Here is a 22,774-nt window from a genome sequence, read left to right as displayed (position 1 = left end):
TTCCAAAACCACCAAAAGTCACAATTTATAATTGTAACAACTCCGTTAACATAACGTATGACACAGCCTTTCATCCCTCTTTCAGAGCCGAGTCGATTCTTCACTTCTACCAAACAAGTGAAGCTTCTCAATGACTCCTGTCCTTTAGAAATTGAAGTCGCGCAATTTTCCTTGCCCAACTTCTCCCCCCAATTGTTTACGTCAACAAATTTGCATTTTCCGCAAGCGATCCGAAATTCGGTTATAAGCAGGCAAGCGGAGTACTTCGCCACCCGATATATGGTCGCAACTGGCATGCATTCTTTGGATGCGAATAACTTTCAGCTTATGAATGATCAAAGACGTGCGCCTATATGGCCTGCTGAACTCATGGGCTCCATCTCCCATTCTGAGAACCTAGCGGCTACCGTGATCGGTAAGAAGAATCGTAAACGTACAGAAAATGTCGGCGTGGACATACAAAAAATGATTTCGCCTGAAATAGCGGAAGAAGTGGCCCCTCTCGTGATCACACAAGAAGAGCTCAAAGTAACGGGAGAATTAGGGCTAACAAAAGATGAAGCGGTTTCTTTGGTTTTTTCGGCAAAGGAATCCATATACAAGGCGCTAAATCAGTATTCATCTACCGAGTTGGATTTTCAGTCTGTCTCGTTAGTCCAAATAGATAACGAACTGATGATTTTTAAACCCAACCTTAACCTCGGCAGACAGTTGGCAGCCATGCAATCACTTCATTGCAGTTACCAGTACCTAGAGGAGTACCATGCTTACGTTACCGCTTGTTACGCTGCTTGGTAACACCTTGAAAAGCATGGAACCACAGCTTGAGCCACGCTACTTTATTTATCGCTGCTGGCTCTGAATCCGCCATGTAGCGCGCTGTCACCAATGAATCCGAGCCTGTCGACGAAAAGGTTGTTTTGGGCATGCGGTAGCATCGGTACTTCTCTAGTAATTCTTTATAGATTAGCGTTTCACAAGCTGAGATATTTTCGTTTCGCGCATGTATTAGATACAGAAGTGAATTTGGCAACGCTTGGTTAAGAAACCGCTTCTTTATTCGTTTTGCTAGGTAGACACAAAACGCCAATAAGCTCAGTCCAATCGCTAAATAAACGCGATAGAATGATATCAGGGAACTAAAGGTATGCCCGACTTTCCAGGTACGCCCCTGAATAAAACGCTCATTAGTTTGCTTCGATTTATTATCCCATTGATGTAACGTGATCGTAGGTATGGCTAATTGGCCCGGGCGATTAGCCACATACGTCACCGTTTCTACTTTGATTGCGACATACTCGCCTCGATTCTGACTATCCATTCTTTTTGGTTCAAGAGCGTACCTCGACGCCATATGCAGAGGGACTCTGCTCTTCTCCAGTAAATCAGGAAGCAACATCACGCTGGTATTCTTCGCTGTGGTGGTCAACGTTCGAGTGATCGCATCGCCAACCTGAATGTCCGCAGATTGCTCAACTGCTTCGCCACCCGCTCTCACCACATGCCACTCTTGTTTAATGTTGACGTCTGGTGAAACTAACCAAAGGTAATCATCGGTCATTTCCGCTGCTGGTTTGTGCGCATGAAAAGATAAAGACTCACTGGTTAAATAGCCCGATACTTTTTGATGTCCATCTTTCACTTCAATTTCAGCGGTAATTCTTGGTATTAGGTACTCGCCGCTTTTTAACGGGTAGAGCACCACCTCCCATTGCTGCTTAGAGAAGGTCTTGCCTTTAACACGTTCCGTAGAATTGATGGCGAATCGACTCGACGACAAGACCAATGCATTCTCTACATCAAAACGATGCACCTTGGTCCCTTTAGTAAACCAAGTATCTGTCATGATCTCGATATTAACGGTCACTTGCTGATGAACCGCGACCGAGTCGGACACGCTCAACGAAGCCGTTAGGCTTACTCGGCCGTCACGCTGTAATTCACTTAGCTCTGTCGCTAACGTTAGGGTGGAAAACGTTATAATGAGCGTGGTTAATAGTAACCGCACCACTGAACCAGCAACCTTAAATCCAATAAATCGTTTCAAGCTACTCATCTATTCGCCACTCCGCGCTTGTCCCATCTCCTTTCTGAAGTTGCGCTGAAAACTTTACTGCCAGAAAGTCAGCTAAATCACTTTGAACTCGTTTCATCCATTTTTCGTTCATTGCTGCATCATTAAGAATTTGGTCAGCGGTAAGATGCTCTTTTATCACGAGCTCTTTTGCTACTTTTTGAGTCACACCGTCTGTGGTTTGGGGTCTGTCTCCTAACTCTCGGCTGCTCGGCTGCTCATTACTTTTCCCCTGGCCTTCAGTAAATTGATTGATGTGTTTAATGATCCCTTCGACCAAAGCCAAATTATGCGTGGCGGTTTCATTCCCCGGTGTATCGAGCAAAATCTGCTGATAAAGATTTCTGGCTGCCACGTATTCTTTTTGGCGAGCTAAAGAAGCCGCTAACCCCAACCTAAATGTGACATTGTCACCTATCATGAAATACATTTGTGCTTTACTGAATTCACCCGCCATATAAAACGACACGGCTTTCCAATGGTTATCTTCAAACGTTTCAGCCGCGAGCAAGAACGCTTCCTGTTCAAAAAGTCGCTCCCCTTGCTGATCTTTGGTCAACCAAAGATCCATAAATTGAGAGTCGTTTGCAAAAGCGCTTGGCGTATAAAGTAAGCTTTGTCCAACCAATACAATGACGCACCACTGAACTAACCAACCTTTTCTAAACCAGATTAAATAAGGCACTAAAATCAGCCAAACTAAGGCATAACCAGAATCAAACCAAGGCTGAGATTGCTCTGCACTCATTTGGGAGTGGGACTCTATCAGCTCGCTTAGAGCCTCTAAATCTTGTGTATCATGGGTTAGTTCCACAAAGTCTACATTCACATCACTTGAAAAATTGCTCAACTTTCTGCGTTCAAATGGTATGTCCGATTTCACGCTCGTACTGCCAATTCCATAAACAATAAGCTGATGAGGATTCGCTTCGAAATAGGCTTGATAGGATTTAGCCGCCATCTCACTGACACCATCAGTAACAAGCACGACGCTTGCACCTAGTGCTTCGTCCGCAAGCAAGCGGTGTACGGAAGGCAACGCGTATTCGGAAAACTTTCCTTCTCTTGGCATAACCTCTGTCGAAATTGACTCCAAAAGAGGCTTGAATACTTGTATATCTTGAGTGAGTGGCATTGCGGTATGGGCGCTTCCACTGTATACCACCAGCGCCGTTCGCCCAGAATCCCGCATCGTTATTAGCTGATTCACTTTCTGTTTCGCTCGAAACAGCCGACTCGGAGGAACATCCGATTGCAGCATTGATTCAGATACGTCCAAAACGATCACAAGAGGCGCAAGATCTTCTCCAAAAGGAGAAGCCTGGCGATGCCACGTCGGTCCTGCACATAGCACGATGGCGATAACGCTTAGCCCACTCAGAATTTTCAGCGGCAGATGCTGGGTACGGTGCTGCTCTCCCACCAATAACGCGTTAGTTAGGTGATCGGGCAATGACTGTATCCAAGCTGCCTTAGCTGATTGTTGTTTAAGTCGAGACCAAATGATCACGCCAAATGGTAACAACAGCAGCAACCATTCTGGTCTCATGAAATGAAAGTGTTCAATCATATTCATCAAAACACTCTCCGTTTACACTCTGTGCCTCGCGTTTTTTTCGCTTCCAAATCGAAAAGCTCATAAACAAAAAATGGTTAATGAGTAAGACAAGAATGGGTATGTAGTGGAGGCTAACTTTAGGTTGAAAGCGAAAACTCTCAAATACCTGAGGCTCTAGCTCATTAATTGTCGAATAAATTTCATCTAACTCGGCTGGGGATTGGGCTAGAAACGCTCGACCACCCGTTGTATCGGCAATGTCATTGATAGCCGTTAAGTCGAGAGCTTGCTCCCCTTGAGTATTTGGGCTGCCCATCGCGACCATATGAATACGCACATCACGCTGCGCCGCAATCTTGGCTGCATCCAAAGGCGCCACCATGCTATCGGTATCGTTGCCATCGGTAAGCACGATCACCAATTGCTGCTTAGTCTTTTGATTCAGGAGGGACGCGTGTGCACTCGTACCAAACGTTTTTAACGCCAGCCCAATTGCATCCCCCAAGTGAGTGCTTTGCCCAGCCATCGCCACTTCAGTCTCGTTCAACAAGTTAAGCCACACTGAGTGATCGGCGGTAAAAGGAGATTGCAAATACGCCTTGTCACCAAACACGATAAGCCCTAGTCTATCGCCCTCACGCATTGTACTGAATTCAGCTAACACCGATTTTGCCGCACTTAGGCGACTGACTTCGATGCCATCATTTCCAGAGAAGTCGGTCGTCGACATCGAACCGGATAAATCGACGACAATCATCAAGTCACGACCGGACAATTCACGGGTTTGTTCTTCACCGAGCCACATTGGTTTCGCCGCCGACACCACAATCAGCACCCAGCCTAGAATGAGAGAAAACCGTTGCCAACGAGATGGTTTAAGCTCAATCGCTCCTTTATCCGCTTTCAGGGGTAAGTGGTCGAGTAGCCGTGTGAAAAAAGGCACTTTGATTGCCTGCTGTTTCGTTTGGTAGCTAGGAACAAAATGGTAAACAAAGAGTGGCACCGGCAGTAGAACAAACGCCCATAGGTATTCAAATTCAATCATGTCAGCCCCGCTTATGAGCGCGTAACCAATTACGGCAATAGAGGTAAAGCGTATCGGCTTCGTGCTTATCCCACTTGCTACTATTGTCTGGGAGATACAAACCTCGTTGCCAACGACGCAATAAGTCCCTATCACCATCCACGGTGTCGGCAGATTCATTCAAGAATGCTAACCAAGCTTCTCCGGTCAACCCTGCGATATTGTGCTTAGGGTAAGCATGACAAGCGGCGTGTTTTAATACGCGATTCCATTGCCTTGTTGCTATCACCGCATCGCGACTCGAAAAACTTTCACCAACGGCCAACTTATTTAAAGATCGAATCGCATATTGACGATACTTTTCTTCTCGATAACGAACCAAACACTTAACCAGCGCATAAAAAGCGGCGATCACAAGCAAACCAATAAGGACTTTCCAACCCACCATCATTGGCTGATTGGCGATAACTGGAGGCAACTCAGGATCAATAAGATCAGCAAGTAAGATGTTATTTTTAGACAAAGTGACCACCAGAAATTTGCTTCACAAAATCAGCGATGTGCTCACCTTTGGTGTCGAGCTCAATAACCGGTACGCCACCATTTTGAATCAAGCGATTGACTCGCCTTTTCTCTTCATTCAATTGTGCGTTATAACCGCTAAGTAAACGGTTCACATCAGAATCTACGGTCGCTTGTACCTCACCATCACTTAGGCAAAGCGTTTGAGGGATATGCAGCTCACTTTCCATCGGGTCTTGAATCGAAACTCCGAGCACGTCGTTGTGCTGTTTGAGCCAGCGTAGTTTCGCCGCGTCGTCTTCGGTCAGTTCTGTAAAATCACTCACGAAAACTAACAAGCTTCCTTTAAGCTTTAATCGTACTAACTTCGCAAGTGCTCGGCTTATTCCCCCACTCTCGCGGCTGTTTGTCCCGTCAAAATGAGTTAACGACTGATTCAACGTCGATAAACTGCGTAGAATACGCGAAACATGAGAAGGGTTACGCTGCGGCTTATACCAATGCAGATCGCGGTCACCAAAGAGTAAAGCACCAACTCTGTCGCTATCTTTGATAACTTTCCATGCGCAGCAGGCACTCACCTGAGCTGCTACCACGGATTTCATGGTATCGACGGATGAAAAAAACATGCTGCTTCTTTGATCCACACACAAAATTACAGGTTGTTCTCGCTCTTCCGTATACACCCTCACATGCGGCTCACCGGTTCTCAACGTAACCTGCCAATCTAATGTTCGGATATCGTCGCCTAATTGATAATGACGAAACTCTTCAAAGTTCATGCCTCTACCACGGAACTTAGATCCATGTCGTCCCGACAACAATCGAGAAATTTTACCTTTAGGAGGTAAATGAAAGTGACGAGCATGTGATTTCATTGCCATTAGCGCAGTAAATTCTACAGCGACTCTTGGATCTGCATGATTCATGATTTTGCCCTCTACGTTAAAGGCACATGGAGCAAAAGTTCATCCACGACTTGCGCCGGAGATATCGATTCAGAAATAGCATCAAAGCTCAGTGTAATTCGATGGCTCAGCACTGCTATGGCAACGCTTCTCACGTCATCTGGCGTGACGTAATCCCGCCCTTCAATCCAAGCATGTGCGCGACTACATTTGTCTAATGCAATAGAGGCTCTTGGGCTAACGCCAACATCAATCCAGGAGTTTAGATTGGAGTGTGGGTATAGGTGCGGGAAGCGAGTAGCCATCACTAAATCAACGATATAGCGTTTTATAGGGTCTGACGTATAAACGTGCTTAACCTCTTCTCTACCCAAAGTAATGCTGTCTAACGCACCATCAAATGCCAAGGGTGTTGATTGGAATTCATTTCCATGTAATTTGTCTGATTGTGAGCTATCTGTCTGCACTAACTCTTCGTTTCTCACCAGTTCGATTATTTCTAGCTCAGCATTGGCATCGGGGTAGCCCACGTCAATTTTCATGATAAAGCGATCCATTTGCGCTTCAGGCAATGGGTAAGTGCCCTCTTGCTCTATCGGGTTTTGTGTCGCTAGCACCATAAACAATTCAGGAAGAACTCGTGATTCTCCGCCAACGGTCACAGTACCTTCCGCCATGGCTTCCAACAATGCAGCCTGTACCTTCGCTGGAGCACGGTTGATCTCATCCGCTAGCACAATAGGGTTAAAAATTGGACCTGGTTGGAAGGTTAGCTTGCTTTCTTCTTGATGATACATCTGGGTACCCGTGACATCAGAGGGGAGCAAGTCCGGCGTAAACTGTACGCGCCCAAACCCCAGTTGAAGTAGCTCAGCTAAGGTTTTAACTGCTCGGGTTTTCGCTGTGCCCGGCAAACCTTCAAGTAAGATATGTCCACCTGTCAGCAATGCGATGACCATAGCTTTAGTAACGTGTTCCTGCCCAACGATTCGCTCGTTAATTTGGGAAAACAAGTGAGAAATGGATGTATTGATTTGCTGGGACATAATCTACCTTCGTGTAGCCATGGCTACAAAATTGACGTCAATTCAATGTGTGTAGAACACGCTGACTATTAAACGGAAAGCTAAAATTGGTGATCTAGAACTCATAACGACTCAAGCTTTAATACGCTTTGCGTAGCTCGTCCACGACCTTTTCTGGGGCTACTTTCGTCAGTTCATCTAAACACTGATCGGCACTTTGCTTGCTCGCGAGTAATGCATCGCACATGGCGTATAAGTAAGCTGGCTCTGGCTTAAGTTGGTAAGCCTTTTCAAACAACGGGGCAGCTTTCAAGGCACTCCACTCACGCAAGGTGGTGGCGTAAACATAGGTGTATTTAGCGTTACTCGGCTCAAGCTCCACAGCCTTTGCTAACGCTTGTTTCGACTTATTTAACTCACCTAATCGATGGTAGCTCAAGCCTAAGCTATAGCGGATGGTGGCATTATTCGAAAACTCTATTGACGCACTTTCTAGCACCGACAAAGATTGCTCTTCTTTTCCTTTGTCTCTTAAATAGCCAGCATAGATAATAGAAATTTGCGGATTCTTATGCTGAGCAGACATCTGTTCGTACTGCCGCTCAACCAAATCGTGTTTTTTCTGAATTCGATAGAACCACGCTTTTTTGATGTCTCCTTCAACGGTATTCGGCAGGCGTCCAAGGTATTCAGCCACAAATGGATCGAGATGCGCTTGATGAGATTCAGAAAGAATTGGCCATACAATTACTAGTGCTTGCACTGCTTGGTCTTTGACGCGAGTATCAGAGTCACTTAACAATGGTTCAATGACATCCCACTTGGCTCGCCCTTCCCATTGTTCTGCCGCTCGTATTGAAGCTAATCGCATCTCCACATGGCGAGATCGTGATGCTCGCGCAACCGCTATGATCGCATTTGCACCGTAATACATACCTAAATTACTGGTTGCTGCCACCCTTTGATCTAAGTCGAGAGATTCATTTTGAGAGTATTCCGCTAATAAACTTTCCTGTTGTTCCACAACGGAAAGCTCGGTGCTGCTTGGCTGCGGAGACGTCGCATTCACAAGTAGTGAAGTGGCAGCGAGCAATGCACCAAGGCAGCACTGTCGAACCCGTTGACTAAGGCGTAGGTTTCTCATGAATCGCTAACCTTTTCGTCTCTCAATAGTTGAGAAAGCTCTTCAGTACGCACTAATAGCGCATGTAAGAAATAAATATCGTCCGTTTTTGGCATGTTGTGGCTCATTAGCCATTCATTAAGTGCAGCTAAGGTATCGCTGTAATTCACGTCTCGCTTAATGCCATTGCCGAGGTACCCCAGATTTCTTAATGCCTCCACCAATTCTGGGTAGTTCACTTCCGGCATTAGTAGGTATTTAAACTCTTGGCCATACACCATAGTTAATACCGCATGATTCGCGTTTGCGGTTTCGTAATGGCTTTTTTTCTGTGTGTACTCTTCTCCACAACGAGCATCTTCTGGTTGTTTTTGGCAAAGGTTAAATAACCTCGCAAAGTTGGCGTACCTCGTACTTTTCGTCTGATACGCTACCGAGATCATCGTTTGAATTTCTTCTTCAACAAACAGATGCTCAACGCTCTGTTTTGACATCGATTTCTCTTGTTCCGCAGTTTGTGATTCTGTAGGCGACGCAAATGAGCCACTAGAAACCAAAAGAGTCGTGGCCATCGCCACGGATACAATACCTTTCATCGCATTAACCTCTATTTGAATTTAATTTTCATTGCGTCGGCATTAATGCCTTTATTTACGGGGTAGCCCATTGTCGCCACAACCATAGAAATATATGGGTCAATGTGACTAAAGAACTGCTTCCAGCCCGCACACAAATAGTTCAAACCAGCCTCGCCATCTAAGGTTTTAAGAAAGCGATTCTTCGGACATTCGCCATAGCAGGCAAACTGATAAGAACATTCACGGCATTGCTTTGGTAGGCTTGACTCTTTCGCACGACCAAACGCTTCCTGACCTTGCGAAAACTGCATGTCCTCGAGTTCACTGTCGGTAATATTGCCTAGCTTATATTCTGGATATACATAGTGGTCACACGCAAAAACGTCGCCATCATGCTCAATCGCTAAACCTTTTCCGCACATAGGCGCTAGGGTGCAAAGCGGGTTTACTCGTCCCATCCACGTTTCTACACACGCTTCGAAATACGGAACATTCACTTGGCCAATATCGTTTTCTAACCATTCGTCAAAAATGGTGCAGAGAAATGTCCCCCACTGAGAGGGAGAAACACACCAAGACTCCACGATCGAATTAGGGTGATTAGGTTCTGTTTCTGGCATTCCTTGAAACAAGATTTCTTCCTCTGGCCACTTTTGAGGAGCGGTATCGCGGAAGGACTTAGGTTCAACAATCGGAATGAACTGCATCTGTGGCGAACGAATCTCGTCTCTTAAGAATCGGTAGACTTCTAAAGGGTTAGCCCCTGTCAAATTGTTCACACACGTTAATGTGGCAAATCTAATGTTGTATTTATGAAGGATATCGACACCCTTCATGGTCTGTTTAAACGTACCGCGGCCAGAACGATTAGTTCGATAAGCGTTATGGATCATCTCTGGTCCATCGATGCTCAGCCCTACTAAGAAGTTGTTCTTACTTAGGAACTTGCCCCATTCGTCATTCAACAATGTGCCATTGGTCTGCAGATTGTTTTCAATGGTCACACCTTTCGGGCAATACTTTTTTTGCAAGCGCACCACATCACGAAAGAAGTTCACCCCAAGTAACGTAGGCTCACCACCTTGCCAGTGAAACACGATCTCCGGGAAATTCTGTTGCTCGATATAGCTTCTGATATAGGTATCGAGCATTTCTTCGCTCATGCGAGTGGCGCACCCACGCTCATGGCCTAATAACTCTTCTTTGCTTAAGTAATAACAGTAAGTACAATCAATATTACAAGACGCGCCGATCGGCTTGGTCATAATATTCATGCGCTGTGCTGGAGCATTCTTCGGTAACATTTCAATGTTGCGCTGAGCTGGCTGGTTCATAATCTCGACTCTCTAGTTGCTCACTTTCACTGTGCTTACTGCTTTCCCTAAATATCGGTAACACAAAGATATTCTTCGCTTTGCATACATTATTGTTTAAGCCCCTAAATAATGAATCAGTAGTATTACTGCAAAGTGGGTTCTATAGCGCAAACCTTGGGTTTTATGGCGTAAACCCTAGGTTTTGAATTGGGCACAAAAAAAGCGGACATAATGTCCGCTTTGAGTTACTTCTTCCCAATAAGTAGAGTGCTTTTTAGCTGTACGCCTTACTGGTATTGAGCGCGTTCCCAGATACTCATTTTTTCAACGATTTGATCGATTGAGAAAGAACCGGGTACTTGGCGTGGTGGGAACTCTTGGAACGTTTGTAGGAACTGGAACGTTTGAGCCGCACCTAAGTACATGTATGGTAAGTGCTCTACACGCCAGTTTTGGTAACCAGTACTTTCATGCAGCGCCGACTCATACGGGTCTTGGCGTAGGTTGAAGATGTATGGGAAACGTAGTTCTTCGAACGCACATGTCCAAGTTTCAATACCGTGACAGTTGTTCACAGAGAACATGATTTTCCAATCACCGAAGCGAATCGCTGAAATATCACCGTTATCTGTTGCGTAAATAAAGTTCTTTCGTGGCCAGTTCGGGTTGTTATCCGCAGTGGTATTCTTGCCTTCTTTAAGCGCTGGCATTAGGTTGTAACCGTCTAGGTGAACCTTATATTCTTTGCCGTTTAGCTTAGTGCCGTTCTTCAGCTTCTCAGACAGCTTAGGTTCGCCCGCTGCCGCAACAAATGTTGGAGCCCAATCTAGGTGAGAGGCGATTTCGTTTGCAACGCTTCCCGCAGGGATTTTATCAGGCCAACGCATCATAGCAGGAACACGGAAACCGCCTTCCCATGTTGAGTTTTTCTCTCCGTAGTAACGTGATGTACCGCCATCAGGCCAACCCCATTTCTCTACACCGTTATCCGTTGTATAAGAAACAATCGTGTTGTCAGCGATTTTTAGTTCATCCAACTTATCAAGCAGTTGGCCAACCATGTTGTCGTGCTCAACCATACCATCGCCGTATAGGCCACCACGTTTAGAGATGCCTTTAGACTCTTCTTTCAGGTGAGTCCATACATGCATACGCGTTGAGTTGTACCACAAGAAGAATGGCTTTTTCTCTTTATGCGCACGATCGATGAAGTCTAGTGCTGCTTCTAGTGTTTCTTCATCCACAGTTTCCATACGCTTGATAGTCAGCGCACCAGTATCTTCAACGCGGCCATCAGCGTACGAATGAATTACGCCACGCGGGCCAAATTTTTTCTTAAATCCAGGCGCTTTCGGGTAATCCGGATGCTCAGGCTCTTCCTCTGCATTCAAGTGATATAGGTTACCAAAGAATTCATCGAAGCCATGTTCAGTAGGAAGTTGCGAATCAAGGTCGCCAAGGTGGTTCTTACCGAATTGACCAGTCGTGTACCCTTTATCTTTTAACATCGTCGCGATAGATGGGTCTTCCGGCTTCATACCTTGCTTAGCGCCCGGCATGCCTACCTTTGTCAAACCCGTACGGATCGGGTGTTGACCCGTAACGAATGAAGAACGGCCAGCAGTACAAGATTGATCACCGTAAAAATCGGTAAACAGAACACCCTCGTTAGCAATTCGGTCGATATTTGGAGTCCAGTGACCAGCTTGGCCACGCGTGTAAGCACTGATGTTATCAATACCAATATCATCACCCCAAATCGCTAAAATGTTAGGGCGGCTTGTATCAGTCGTAGCATAACTTGCCATTGCTGTAGACGCTAACGCAGCACCAACAGCAAGTTGAAGAAAGGTTTTCTTTTTGAACATAGCTCAAGACCTTTATTGGATTAAAAGAAATATTTAGAATTCACGAGCTATTATTTCGAAATAAAAAACAGGGGTAAGCAGTAGTATTACTGCTTAATTACCACAACCGGGCTATGGAATATTATTTTTGTCGTTCCCATCGAGTTTGAATTATTTATGTTGTATTGACTTTGTTCCTATTAAAGCGCTAGTTTATTAATAAAGATATAAATGTGAGGCTTGTTATCTGTGATGGAAAAATCATCCAAAATTTCATTTGAAGAGTTAGTGATTGAGCAATCAACAACATTAATCAGCTGCCAACCGAAACACTTTGACGAGACTTTCCGAGACGTTGCAAGATCCGCACTAGAGTGGTTTGAAATCGATCGCCTCACACTCTTTCCAAACTCTATGATTCTTCTCAATGATGGTAAAACGGTTTCAGTATCCCGCGATGGTGTTCCAGAGCTGAACAAAGAAATGTTCTTACCCGGTAACTACACCGAATATTTGAAACTACTGCGCTCTAAGGCTCGCTGGCATAGCTTTACCGCTGATGAAATGGTCGGTCATAGAATTGATACACTAAAAATATTACATTCTGAAGGTGGACGCTGGCACGGTATCATCCGTTTAGAGTTATTCGGTCAAAACTGGGGAGCCCTGTCTTTCTCTAAGTTTAATAGTGATGCATCACCTCTGTCAGACACTCAAATGACCCGACTCAAGCTACTTTGTGACATATGGCTATGTTACTGGCAGCACTCAACTGTGACTCGTAACCTCAAACAAGATCACACAGAAAACGCCAACGAGGGTGAGAAGCTATTGCTCTTATCCAAAAAGCAATGTTCCGTGCTAACTTTGCTCGCTCAGGGCTATACAGCTAAGCAATGTGCTGAAAAGTTATTCCTAAGCCCGAGAACCATTGAATCTCATAAATACCGTATGCTTGATCTTCTTGATCTTGAAAACCACACTGAGCTTGTTCAATTTGCTTTAAGAAATGGTCTTGGAATAGAAAGTGAACAATCCTAAAAAGCTTCACTTCACTACTGCAATTTGTATTAATTGCAGTAGTTTTACTGCTTACATTCTTTTCCTTATCCCGTATTTTTAGTATTCACTTAATTATATTTTCTTTTTATTTAATTAGGTCCAGCATTTCACGTTCTACCATTACTTCTATTTTATTTTCGACACAGTAATTCGGTAGTAAATTCTAAAATATATTGGAGCGATCGTATGTCGCATAAAAATGTACTTGTTATTGGTGCCTCATCTGGCATCGGTAAAGATTTAGTGATCAAATTATTGGAAGGTAATCATAACGTCTACTGCGCGGCAAGACGCAAAGACAATATGAAAGATTTAGAAACCTTAGGTGCGAAGACATTCAGTGCCGATGTCAGAGATGAAAATGGCATCAATGCACTGGTTGATACAATGGTTGAAGAACTCGGTCACATCGATATTGTGTATGCGAATGCAGGTTATGCAATTGCAGGGCCAGTAGAAGAAACCACCATTGATAAAGTCCATGCCCAGTTCGACACTAACGTTTATGGTGCTGCTAGAGTAGCGAGAGCCGTTCTTCCTCATATGCGTGCCCAAGGCTATGGTAGGATTATTTTTACCACCTCTATCGCTGCTCGAGCTTCAAGTAGCATGAACTCTTGGTATTCGGCATCCAAACACGCACTAAACGGAATGGTAAAAGGGTTAGCGCAAGAAGTGAAAGGCTTCGGTATCCAAGTGGCGACGATTGAGCCGGGGTGTGTTCAAACGGAATTTGACGCGATTCAGCTATCAGACATGAAAGAAACCTCTAAATTAGAGGCATACAATACCATTGTGTCCAAATCTCATAACTTTCTACAAAACGCCTACAACTCTGGTTCAACACCTAAATCAACGGTCAACAACATGATCAAAGCAGGCTTTGACGATAAACCAAAACTAAGTTATCAAACAACCCTAGACTCAAAGCTAATGACTTGGGCCCAGCGTATCTTTGGTGAAAGGTTCTTTGGAAACTTAGTCCTTAAAATCATTAATCGTACTCCAGCGTAATACATAGCAAATGCTGTAGCCTACTTCAGGTTGCAGCTTATTCCCACTCTTTAGCAAGAACCGCCCTTAAAGACTCACCTGGCATCGGCTTGTAATTCAAATAGCTTGCATTAAGTCCCCTCTGATTCTCACTACTCGCTTCCCTATTTCTCATTTGGCTATTATTTTCCAGATAAAGCCCATCACTTATGTCATCCGCACCTCAATTAACCCTTCCTAGATCATGGTTTTGCCATTCAAAAAACTTCGAGCAGTATTTTTACTGATTCACTCCACTGACTAGCTCCGTAACATTTCGATACACGTTCACTATTGGTGAACTCACTCTAGCTTAATTTTTTCATTACCCCTTTTAGGAAGCTTTATGAGTTTAATTAGCATGCCTTTTGTTGAAACTGGATTCGACACTGGATTACACGTTGTTGCAGGGATCGTACTCGTTGGCACTGTTTTAGGTGCTTTGTATGCCTTTTGGAAATTCCACGAATTACCGATTCATCACGCCGACAAGAAAAAGCACGGCCAAATGGGCCTGGTCACCATATTGACCTGGATAGGCTTTATCTGGCACTGGGTTTGGGTCGTGGCTGTGATCATCGCCTTTGTCGATGCCGAACAAAGTATTCGTCGTGTACGCCATATTTGGCACGACACTTCGCCGAACCAATCTGAAACAGCAGGAGAATAATCATGTTAGAAGGTTTAGCTGTTTGGGCACTGTTTATTTATCTTCTTCGCCTTGTTGGCGTTCCTTGGGGAACCCCTTTTAAAACATTCGCTTACGGTGGTGGTACGGCTTGGCTCATGTTTGTCTGGGTCGGTTTAATCACTTGGGCACCAATGGATCTCTCTGGCGGCTCAGTGGTGCAGTCTCCGCATATCCAATTACGCCCGGGCTCGACCCGCGTCACCGGTAACATCGAACGCCTATACATTGAGCCAAACCAGGCCATTCAAAGTGGCGAGTTGGTGTATGAAATCGAAGATGATTCGTATGTTATTGCGGTAGAAAAAGCCGCTTCGCAAGTTTCGATTGCTGAAACCGCTTATAAGCTGGCAATGCAAGACATCAATATTGCCAATACCAACTATCAATCTTCTCTCGAAGATATCGAGATCATCAAAAATCAAATTCATGCTGCAAGCAAGGATCTGACTCTAAAAGAAAGAACCTTAAAGCGTTATGTTGATCAAAACTCGAAAGTCAAAAATACCGTTACCGAGAGCAATCTAGACCAGCAGCGCACCGTCGTAGAAGTGGCTCAAAGCCAAGTTTCTATCTTAGAGTCTCAGTACGATAAAGCACTGATCACAGCAGACAAAAACAGAAACTTGATGGAAAAGTCTCAGCTTACCGTGATAAGCAAACAAGCTGACTACAAGAACAAGCAAGCTTCTTTAGCACAAGCAGAATGGGACCTTTCACAAACTAAAGTGTACGCCCCAACAGATGGTTACGTGACAAACTTCATGGCACGTGAAGGCCAGTTTGTTGGCGCAATGCCCCGTTTGAAAATGTACAGCGATGAAAAATTCGTTCTCATGCGAATTAACCATCAAGCCTTTAGAAACATCAAAGTAGGCCAAGAAGCCGAGTTCTCTACCGCTATCTACCCTGGCAAAGTATTCAAAGCTCAAGTTGAAGGCATTGTTGAAGCTACGGGCGAATCGCAAGGCTCATTGCTGGCAAGAGAAACCAATGTTCGCGCTACCACTGGAAAAAACGTAATGAACAAACACCACTTTGTTCGCCTACGTATTAGCGAACCTGACGGCTATGACATCCCTGTAGGTGCGGTTGGTTTGGCTTGGGTCAACGCTGAAAAGCCGATTCCGTTCCTTAACTTCCTGAACGTTATTCGCGGCATCATCATCCGTATGAAAGCGCAAATCTACTTCTTATATAGCATGTAGGTGCCTATGAATATCTTTCATAAAATCTGTGAGTTCATCGATGTCACTCACCGAAGAAAAAGTCAGTTTCTACTGCTCACGGCCCTCATTTATTTGATCAGCCGAAGCGTATAAACGAAGTAAAAATGCAGGAAACCGTGTGCTTCAAGGATCGATAACGGCCACTTAGCTGGCTTACTCGGTTTCCTCTTCCACTTTCCAATTAAAGAACACTCCAAAAGTCAGTGTTCTCATTCACGATATATCTAAGTGAACATTATGAAAAAATCGATTCTATCCCTGCTTATCTGCTCATCTTTTGCGGATGCGAGCGGCTTATTATTACAAGAAGCTGTAACGGCGAATGCTGGTACTGGAGGTGCAGGTGACGGCGTTTATACTGAAACCGCCACAGCCAGTTGGACTAACCCTGCCACTATGAGTCACATGGGTGAACAAAAGACCACGATCAATACTATGGCGCTGTATCTTCAAATGGACTACAACGACATCGATTATCAAAACCGAGTCGACCCAACAACCGGCGATGCTAGCGCGAACACGTTAATGCCTTCTATTGGCGTATTCCATGTTCGCCAAATGAATGAGAAAACTCACGTTGGTATCAACTTTGGAGCAGTGGGCGGTTCTTCTGTCGAGTATGGCGACGACTGGGATGGTTCTAACCACCTCGACAAAGCGTTTTTGTCGGCTTTGCAATTAAACCCAAACATCAGCTACACGCTTGATGAAAACTGGTCTATCGCTGCGGGTGTTCAAATCAACTATGGCATGATTGAAGTATCCACATCAGGCTTCCAATCAGACATGGGCACAGATTGGGCATTCGGCTATAACGTCGGCACCCTATACCAAGCAGAAGAATGGTCATTGGGGTTAAGTTACCGCTCTAAGCTCGTGCATGATTTTGACGATATTGCAGCGCAACTTTTCATCGGGGCTGAGGACAGCGCCGTTGTCGGTACTGAACTTGTTGTACCTGCCATCGTCGATTTGAGTGCAAGTTACAACCTAAACCACGAACTAACGCTGCTCTCTTCCATTCAATTCCATCAATGGAGTGAGTTTTCAGAAACCCCTATCTATAACGACACTCTGAATGCAAACCCAAACATGCCTCAAGCCATCGACCGAGATTGGGATGACGTTTGGAAATTTGCAGTCGGTGCAGACTATCAATTGAACGCTGATTGGGCACTAAAAGCCGGCTTCTCTTATGAGACTTCGCCTCAAGACGATCCAACTAAGCAATGGGTAGATTTACCGACCGGTGAACAATACCGATATTCTTTAGGGGCAAGTACGTATTGGGGCGACACTCGTGTTGATATCTTCTACGAATACGCTGACCTAGGTACGGTAGAAATCGACCGCAGAGAGCCTGCTTTATCTGAAATCTATGGTGAGTTTGACGGGAGCATCCACTTCATCGGCGCAAACTTCACGTTCTAAGCACTGGCTCTGAGAAGTCTTAAAGAGGGGCACCAACCGCCCCTCTCTAACTCGTCAAAAGCGGTAGCTAACAAAGTTAATAGTGATAGCCAACAAAGCTAAAAGCGATAGTCGATGCCTACTGACGCCGTCACTTCTTCTGAGCTGATATCGCCAGCGGCAGTATTGCGGAGTTCAATAACGTCGTATTTAAACTCAAACATAATATTGATGTCTTTGGCGGCCACTTTGGTCTTTATGCCTTGAAGCCACATCAGGTTTGCAACATTCATATCGACGCCACCATAAGAGGAACCAAGGTTGACGTTAAAAACCGAGAAATGTGTATCGTTCCAAGGGTGAAGAGCATAAAGGTTTACCGAGCCTAATTGCGCTTCTTCGCCCCCTAGGGCCTGAGATACTTGCTGAGAAGTGATGGCCGGTACAGGTGACCCTGCCATTCCGTTCGCTAAGTCTGCAATATCGTTTGTTTTGAAATCGACATAGGTATAGTTCAATGAAGGGAAAAACAAAGTTCCATCATTGTTGGATAACGGCAGCATATAACCCGTTGTATACATTCCAGCGGCTTCATCTAAATGATAGACATCCAAATAGACACCTCCGAAACGGTCGAAATGCGCCGCTCGTAATCGCGCATTATGAGACTGGCTATAGTACTCAGCAAACCCGACCGTTTGCGATATGTCACTGGTTAACCCACCAGCACCACCACCAGCCAACAGTTTTAGCTCACCTTGATCGTCGGAAAATACCGCAGCTCTCATCGAACTGTTTCTTGGATCGGCATCATGATATTCCTGATCAGGGTAATTATCCGCTGAAAAAGACGGCGCTGAGATTACAGCAGATAACATCAATAGAGAGGGAATAAATGTCTTTGAACTATTCATTGCTAAACCTTTAATTACTTATTCGTAAGTCATGGCAAGCACTCTAAATATTAGACGTTTCATACTCTACTTATTCGAAATATTAGCAGTTCTTATTCAGCAAGAAGTGAAACATCAGTGCCACTAATTTAATATTCTACGGAGCCAATATGTACCGCAAATACAGCAATCAGTTAAACCTTAATTATCTACGAATATTTAATGCGGTTTATATCCACCGTAGTACGAAGAAAGCCGCTAACACACTCGGTATCACGCAATCAGCAGTAAGCCAAACATTAGCGAAGCTTCGTGAATTTACCAACGACAAACTGTTCTACGTTTCAGGAAACGAGCTACACGCAACCCATAGAGCGGATGAAATTGGCAATGGGCTAAACGAGCATATTGAATTATTGGACAATCGATTATCGTCCCACCTATTCTCGGACCCGCACCAGTTTGATGGCGAGCTCACTATTGCAGTATCGAGCGTATTTTTAGAAGCGATTGCCACAGAGTTAACCAGCTCCGTTGTCTTTGAAATGTTTCCGAATGCGAAACTCAACATTACGACTTGGAATGATAAAACCCTTGAATCCATCCAGAATGGTGAAGTCCACATTGGTTTAAACTTCTACCCGATAGAAACGCCAAAATCGATACGCTCTGTCGCGCTGACTACAAGTGAACCAGTGATCATCGCTCGTAAAAGTCATCCGTGGGAACAAGCAGACTTCAGACAAGAGCAATTTTTTTCGTTTCCGACGGGCGGCATTTTAGTCCCAGGCTTAACGGACTTTAACGCAATACTTGAGAAGCACTACCCTGGTAAGTTCGACTTCAAATATCGCTCAGCAAGCATGTCGGTATTAAGCTGCCTCGCAGAACACTCCGATATTTTAGCCATAACAGAAACGTTAGCCGCATCAATGTGCCCTAGCTCTATTCAATGCTTACAACCTCGCTGGCTTACTCAATTGCTACCCGAAAAGATCAGCCACGCCATGTATTACTTAGAACGTAATCACAGCCACCCTTTATATCAGTACAGCAGCGAACTCGTGAAGAAATCACTGCAACACAAGTTAGATGAGCTTTCACCTAAGATCATCCGCTATTAATCCCCTCCACCGCCAATGCCGTAGTTTTACGCTATTAGCCAATGATTATTTAGTGATAATCAGGTTGTGATGAATTGATAATACATGTAGGTGAGAGTCATGCGAAAACTTGTAATAATGGCGTCTGTTTTTATAAGTCTTAATACAGAAGCCAATCAACCTCTCTATTCCTTTTCAGAGTCGCCAATTCACTCCAATGTGCTGTCGTTACAGCTAAGAGAAGCCTATCCAAACCAAGTGGGATCTTTAGAAGTCAAATCAAACTATACTCAAGCCAGTGTTTGGGCGCAGACAAGCGACTACTTTTTAGACTATTACCAAAATCACGTAGATCTTGCTTTCTCTTATCAGGTTAACTCGATATGGAAATCAGAAGTGTCCTTGAGAAAAGTCACAGCGAAAGACAACGGACTCGACGAGCTCACGATGAACTTTCATGACCTGTTTGGAATCGGTCAGAATGGGCGTGATCAAGTACCCACCGATCAATTTTACATCTCTGTACCCGAACTAGGCATTGAAATTACCGACTTCGAAGGGGATACCTTAACCAGAGCAATATTGTCATACAACGAAGCATCAATATTACAAAGCGGGCCTTTGTTCATCTCGGCGGGCGTGACCCTGTATTACAATAATGTCAGCGATGGTGCCTTTGCACGTTCTAGCTTCGAGCAAGGACTCCAAGTGAATACCACTTACCTTGCCAACGCCCATACTATGCACGCATCTACAGGATTAGTTCATCGCAATAGTGACAGCTCGACTTTTGCTTTACATGACACCACCAGCTTTGCCTCTTTCGGTTACGCGTATCAAATCTATGCTCGGCATAGTGTGCTCGTAGAATCGCACAACTTCGCTGGATGGGGCGAAGAAAATGTCGACTTCTCTCAATCATCAAACGAACTTCTCTTAGGGTATCGCTACGCATTTATGCGTTCGATCCTAGAAGTTTACCTAACCGAAAACATTCGCAATATGGACAACAGCACAGACATTGCTTTATCTCTTTCCTTTCGTTCACTCTTTTAACCAATCGCCTTCTAATCCCCTGAAATACAGTAATTTTACTGATGTATATTGCAGGTAAAGCTCTTAGTCTATCCCATGACATCCTTTACTGACTTTGCTCACACCGAACCTATTGCGAGCAAGAACTTCGACATAATCGAGACGAAATCACGATGAAAAAAGCAATATTAGCGCTTTCTTTAGTTAGCTTAATGAGCGGTTGCCAAGCAACGCAAAGACACAACGCAACAACAGGTGAAATGGAAACCAACGCGACCTCTAAAGGTGCATTAATCGGTGCGTTAGCAGGGGCAGCAATTGGAGCCGCGACAGGGGATAGTTCCGATGCATGGAAAGGCGCGGCAATAGGCGGACTTGCAGGAGCTGGGGCTGGTCGCTACATGGATAAACAAGAGGCGGCGTTAAGAGCTCAGCTTCAAGGATCCGGCGTGCAAGTAAAACGAGTGGGAGAAAATGAACTGCAACTCATTATGGAAAATGGTATCGGGTTTGAATCAGGATCTTATTACCTTTCTTCCGACATATACCCAACACTAAATAGCGTTGCACTCATTCTAGGCGAATACCCTGATACCCGCCTACAAGTTTTAGGGCATACCGATAGCTCAGGTAGCGATGCCAATAACCAGAAATTATCAGAACAGCGAGCACAATCTGTTGGGGATTATTTGATCAACCAAAAAGTCGCGTCTGGTCGAGTGACCACACAAGGAATGGGCGAACGTTATCCAGTTTGTGATAACTCAACCAAGCAAGGAAGAGCATGTAATCGACGCGTCGAAATTAACATTTTGGCGATGAACTAATCTTCTATTGAACCAGAGGACACTGATATGTTTTTTAACCGTTTCCTAAAGCCGTTCCTTGTGATTGGCGGCCTCATCACCATGTATGCCGGGATTTACGCCATTAATCCTGAATCTGCACTGCGTGACATGAACAACCTACCCTACGATTCTAACTATGTGTTCCTATTCAGACATTGGGGCATCATGGTTGGGTTAATGGGGTTCTTCATCGCGGCTTCCGCTTACGTCCCACGTTGGAGACAGCCTGTTATCCTATATTCGTTTTTAGAGAAGTTATTTATGGTGTATCTGTTCACCTCCAACTTCTTTAATCCGGAGACGGCGCACCTAAACGCGAGCTTCATACCGTTCGCAATCACAGACATCACCATCGTCACTTACACTCTAGGTTACTGGTATGAAAACTACCGAATCAGACAAACCGTGACAGGTTAGAGCTGATACCCATAAAGCTGATATCCATAAAAGAAAAGCGCTGCCTAAGTAGCGCTTTTTTCTTTAGCAGTTTTACCATTTACTCGGAAGCTAGTGAGTGGCATCTCTCCTATTAAATCACTCACATTCCTAATACAGCCAAAACAGAAAACACTTGTTTTATAGACTAAATTAGGTAATTTCCGTATCAGAAGATTCATTCCACTTATCAATGGATACTGATTTAATGGCTGGAATTCCACTCGTAATAAAAGAGCTCAAGCATCAATTAAAGCTTCACGACATCCAATATCAAGACATCGCAACAGAGCTTGATTTGAGTGAAGGTTCTGTCAAACGACTGCTCGCAGATGGCGAGAATATAAGCCTCCAACGGTTAGGTAAGATTTGTGATTTAATGAGACTCGATCTTACCGAGTTGTTTAAACTCGCCTCTCATTCTAATACCGATCTTCAACAACTAACCTACGAACAAGAACTGCAAATTGTCTCGGATAAAGCGCTGCTAATGGTTGCAGTGTGCGTACTTAATGGCTTCAAATTCCACGAAATAATCGAGCGTTATAACCTAGACAAAAATATCCTGATTCAAAAACTCGCCGATTTAGATCGTCTTAATATCATTGAACTTCTGCCAAATAACCGCATACGTTTGTTGCTCTCTCCAAAGTTTGACTGGATCTCGGGAGGTCCGATCCAATCCTTTTTCTTAAAAGAAGTGCTACCGGAGTTTTTTGGAAGTTACTTTAACCGACAAGATGAAAAGCTCGTAATGGCCAGTGGATTGATGTCTCCGCATACCAACCAAAAGTTTCAAGAAAAAGTGCAAAAACTCACAGACGAGTTTTACGAATCGTGCCGAAACGATTCTGATTTGGATATTGATGACCGCAATGGCACCTCTTTAGTCGTCGCGCTTCGTCGGTGGCACTTTGATATGTTCGACGATATTAATTCTATCAATACCAAGTAACGATATACGTAACTCGCGGTGACAACATTCAAAACTTGAATTGTTAGGCTTTATAAATTCAGGTGAGGAATGCATTTTATAGTTCTGGTAAGAGGAGTTAGACACAATA

At 44.4% G+C, this 22,774-nt stretch carries 22 protein-coding genes; 11 read left to right on the top strand and 11 right to left on the bottom strand.

Annotation, left to right across the window (positions count from 1 at the left end; genetic code table 11):
- Nucleotides 1–57: 57 nt before the first annotated feature.
- Nucleotides 58–798: a 4'-phosphopantetheinyl transferase family protein gene (locus ACHUFI_RS17755; protein WP_394251530.1), complete on the top strand. Its 741-nt coding sequence runs from the start codon at nucleotides 58–60 to the stop codon at nucleotides 796–798.
- Here the strand turns inward: ACHUFI_RS17755 and ACHUFI_RS17750 are convergent.
- The 10 genes from ACHUFI_RS17750 to ACHUFI_RS17705 all read right to left on the bottom strand — a co-directional run bounded on the left by ACHUFI_RS17750 (nucleotide 773) and on the right by ACHUFI_RS17705 (nucleotide 11,996).
- Nucleotides 773–2,056: a BatD family protein gene (locus ACHUFI_RS17750; protein WP_394251528.1), complete on the bottom strand. Its 1,284-nt coding sequence runs from the start codon at nucleotides 2,054–2,056 to the stop codon at nucleotides 773–775. The two genes, ACHUFI_RS17755 and ACHUFI_RS17750, sit on opposite strands and share 26 nt — an antisense overlap.
- The gene (locus ACHUFI_RS17745) at nucleotides 2,049–3,650 is read right to left on the bottom strand and encodes a VWA domain-containing protein (protein WP_394251526.1); all 1,602 of its coding nucleotides are present in this window, start codon (nucleotides 3,648–3,650) and stop codon (nucleotides 2,049–2,051) included. Before ACHUFI_RS17745 ends, ACHUFI_RS17750 begins: the two co-directional genes overlap by 8 nt.
- Nucleotides 3,637–4,677, bottom strand: coding sequence for a vWA domain-containing protein (locus ACHUFI_RS17740; protein WP_394251524.1), 1,041 nt, complete (start codon nucleotides 4,675–4,677; stop codon nucleotides 3,637–3,639). The genes ACHUFI_RS17745 and ACHUFI_RS17740 overlap by 14 nt, the downstream gene beginning before the upstream one ends.
- Nucleotide 4,678: 1 nt before the next feature.
- On the bottom strand, nucleotides 4,679–5,179 hold the full coding sequence (locus tag ACHUFI_RS17735; protein ID WP_394251522.1) for a DUF4381 domain-containing protein: 501 nt from the start codon (nucleotides 5,177–5,179) through the stop codon (nucleotides 4,679–4,681).
- Complete coding sequence (locus ACHUFI_RS17730) at nucleotides 5,172–6,107, bottom strand: DUF58 domain-containing protein (protein WP_394251520.1); 936 nt, start codon at nucleotides 6,105–6,107, stop codon at nucleotides 5,172–5,174. The genes ACHUFI_RS17735 and ACHUFI_RS17730 overlap by 8 nt, the downstream gene beginning before the upstream one ends.
- 11 nt (nucleotides 6,108–6,118) lie before the next feature.
- Entirely contained in the window at nucleotides 6,119–7,132 is a 1,014-nt protein-coding gene (locus ACHUFI_RS17725; RefSeq protein WP_394251518.1) for an AAA family ATPase, read from the bottom strand.
- Nucleotides 7,133–7,250: 118 nt separating this feature from the next.
- Nucleotides 7,251–8,255, bottom strand: coding sequence for a tetratricopeptide repeat protein (locus ACHUFI_RS17720; RefSeq protein WP_394251516.1), 1,005 nt, complete (start codon nucleotides 8,253–8,255; stop codon nucleotides 7,251–7,253).
- On the bottom strand, nucleotides 8,252–8,830 hold the full coding sequence (locus tag ACHUFI_RS17715) for a hypothetical protein (RefSeq protein WP_394251514.1): 579 nt from the start codon (nucleotides 8,828–8,830) through the stop codon (nucleotides 8,252–8,254). Before ACHUFI_RS17715 ends, ACHUFI_RS17720 begins: the two co-directional genes overlap by 4 nt.
- A gap of 11 nt (nucleotides 8,831–8,841) precedes the next feature.
- Nucleotides 8,842–10,146: an anaerobic sulfatase maturase gene (locus tag ACHUFI_RS17710; protein ID WP_394251512.1), complete on the bottom strand. Its 1,305-nt coding sequence runs from the start codon at nucleotides 10,144–10,146 to the stop codon at nucleotides 8,842–8,844.
- A 269-nt stretch (nucleotides 10,147–10,415) separates the two neighbouring features.
- Entirely contained in the window at nucleotides 10,416–11,996 is a 1,581-nt protein-coding gene (locus ACHUFI_RS17705; RefSeq protein ID WP_394251510.1) for an arylsulfatase, read from the bottom strand.
- Between the two features lie 231 nt (nucleotides 11,997–12,227).
- Here ACHUFI_RS17705 and ACHUFI_RS17700 point away from each other — a divergent pair, with 231 nt between their 5' ends.
- From ACHUFI_RS17700 to ACHUFI_RS17680, 5 genes are all read left to right on the top strand, one after another.
- Entirely contained in the window at nucleotides 12,228–13,016 is a 789-nt protein-coding gene (locus ACHUFI_RS17700; RefSeq protein ID WP_394251508.1) for a response regulator transcription factor, read from the top strand.
- A 207-nt stretch (nucleotides 13,017–13,223) separates the two neighbouring features.
- Entirely contained in the window at nucleotides 13,224–14,051 is an 828-nt protein-coding gene (locus ACHUFI_RS17695) for an SDR family NAD(P)-dependent oxidoreductase (RefSeq protein ID WP_394251506.1), read from the top strand.
- A gap of 364 nt (nucleotides 14,052–14,415) precedes the next feature.
- Nucleotides 14,416–14,739, top strand: coding sequence for an MFS transporter (locus tag ACHUFI_RS17690; protein ID WP_394251504.1), 324 nt, complete (start codon nucleotides 14,416–14,418; stop codon nucleotides 14,737–14,739).
- A gap of 2 nt (nucleotides 14,740–14,741) precedes the next feature.
- Complete coding sequence (locus ACHUFI_RS17685) at nucleotides 14,742–15,965, top strand: HlyD family secretion protein (RefSeq protein WP_394251502.1); 1,224 nt, start codon at nucleotides 14,742–14,744, stop codon at nucleotides 15,963–15,965.
- A gap of 258 nt (nucleotides 15,966–16,223) precedes the next feature.
- Nucleotides 16,224–17,417, top strand: a complete 1,194-nt coding sequence (locus ACHUFI_RS17680; protein WP_394251500.1) for an OmpP1/FadL family transporter — start codon at nucleotides 16,224–16,226, stop codon at nucleotides 17,415–17,417.
- A 98-nt stretch (nucleotides 17,418–17,515) separates the two neighbouring features.
- On the opposite strand, the gene ACHUFI_RS17675 is transcribed toward ACHUFI_RS17680, so the two are convergent.
- On the bottom strand, nucleotides 17,516–18,310 hold the full coding sequence (locus ACHUFI_RS17675) for a hypothetical protein (protein ID WP_394251499.1): 795 nt from the start codon (nucleotides 18,308–18,310) through the stop codon (nucleotides 17,516–17,518).
- A gap of 149 nt (nucleotides 18,311–18,459) precedes the next feature.
- Between ACHUFI_RS17675 and ACHUFI_RS17670 the strand changes: the two genes are divergently transcribed.
- From ACHUFI_RS17670 to ACHUFI_RS17650, 5 genes are all read left to right on the top strand, one after another.
- Nucleotides 18,460–19,413, top strand: a complete 954-nt coding sequence (locus ACHUFI_RS17670; RefSeq protein ID WP_394251498.1) for a LysR family transcriptional regulator — start codon at nucleotides 18,460–18,462, stop codon at nucleotides 19,411–19,413.
- A gap of 99 nt (nucleotides 19,414–19,512) precedes the next feature.
- On the top strand, nucleotides 19,513–20,448 hold the full coding sequence (locus ACHUFI_RS17665) for a DUF3187 family protein (protein ID WP_394251497.1): 936 nt from the start codon (nucleotides 19,513–19,515) through the stop codon (nucleotides 20,446–20,448).
- Nucleotides 20,449–20,600: 152 nt separating this feature from the next.
- A complete protein-coding gene (locus ACHUFI_RS17660; RefSeq protein WP_394251496.1) occupies nucleotides 20,601–21,254 on the top strand; it encodes a YiaD family glycine zipper/OmpA-like lipoprotein in 654 nt (217 codons plus the stop codon).
- Nucleotides 21,255–21,281: 27 nt separating this feature from the next.
- Nucleotides 21,282–21,692, top strand: coding sequence for a hypothetical protein (locus ACHUFI_RS17655; RefSeq protein WP_394251494.1), 411 nt, complete (start codon nucleotides 21,282–21,284; stop codon nucleotides 21,690–21,692).
- A gap of 226 nt (nucleotides 21,693–21,918) precedes the next feature.
- Nucleotides 21,919–22,665 (top strand): helix-turn-helix domain-containing protein, encoded by a 747-nt coding sequence (locus ACHUFI_RS17650; protein ID WP_394251492.1) that lies wholly within the window; start codon nucleotides 21,919–21,921, stop codon nucleotides 22,663–22,665.
- Nucleotides 22,666–22,774: the final 109 nt, after the last annotated feature.

Source organism: Vibrio profundi (assembly GCF_043642225.1).
Lineage (GTDB): Bacteria > Pseudomonadota > Gammaproteobacteria > Enterobacterales > Vibrionaceae > Vibrio > Vibrio profundi_A.
The sequence above is the reverse complement of the archived record's forward strand: the minus strand, read 5'-3'. Positions and strand labels throughout refer to the sequence as shown.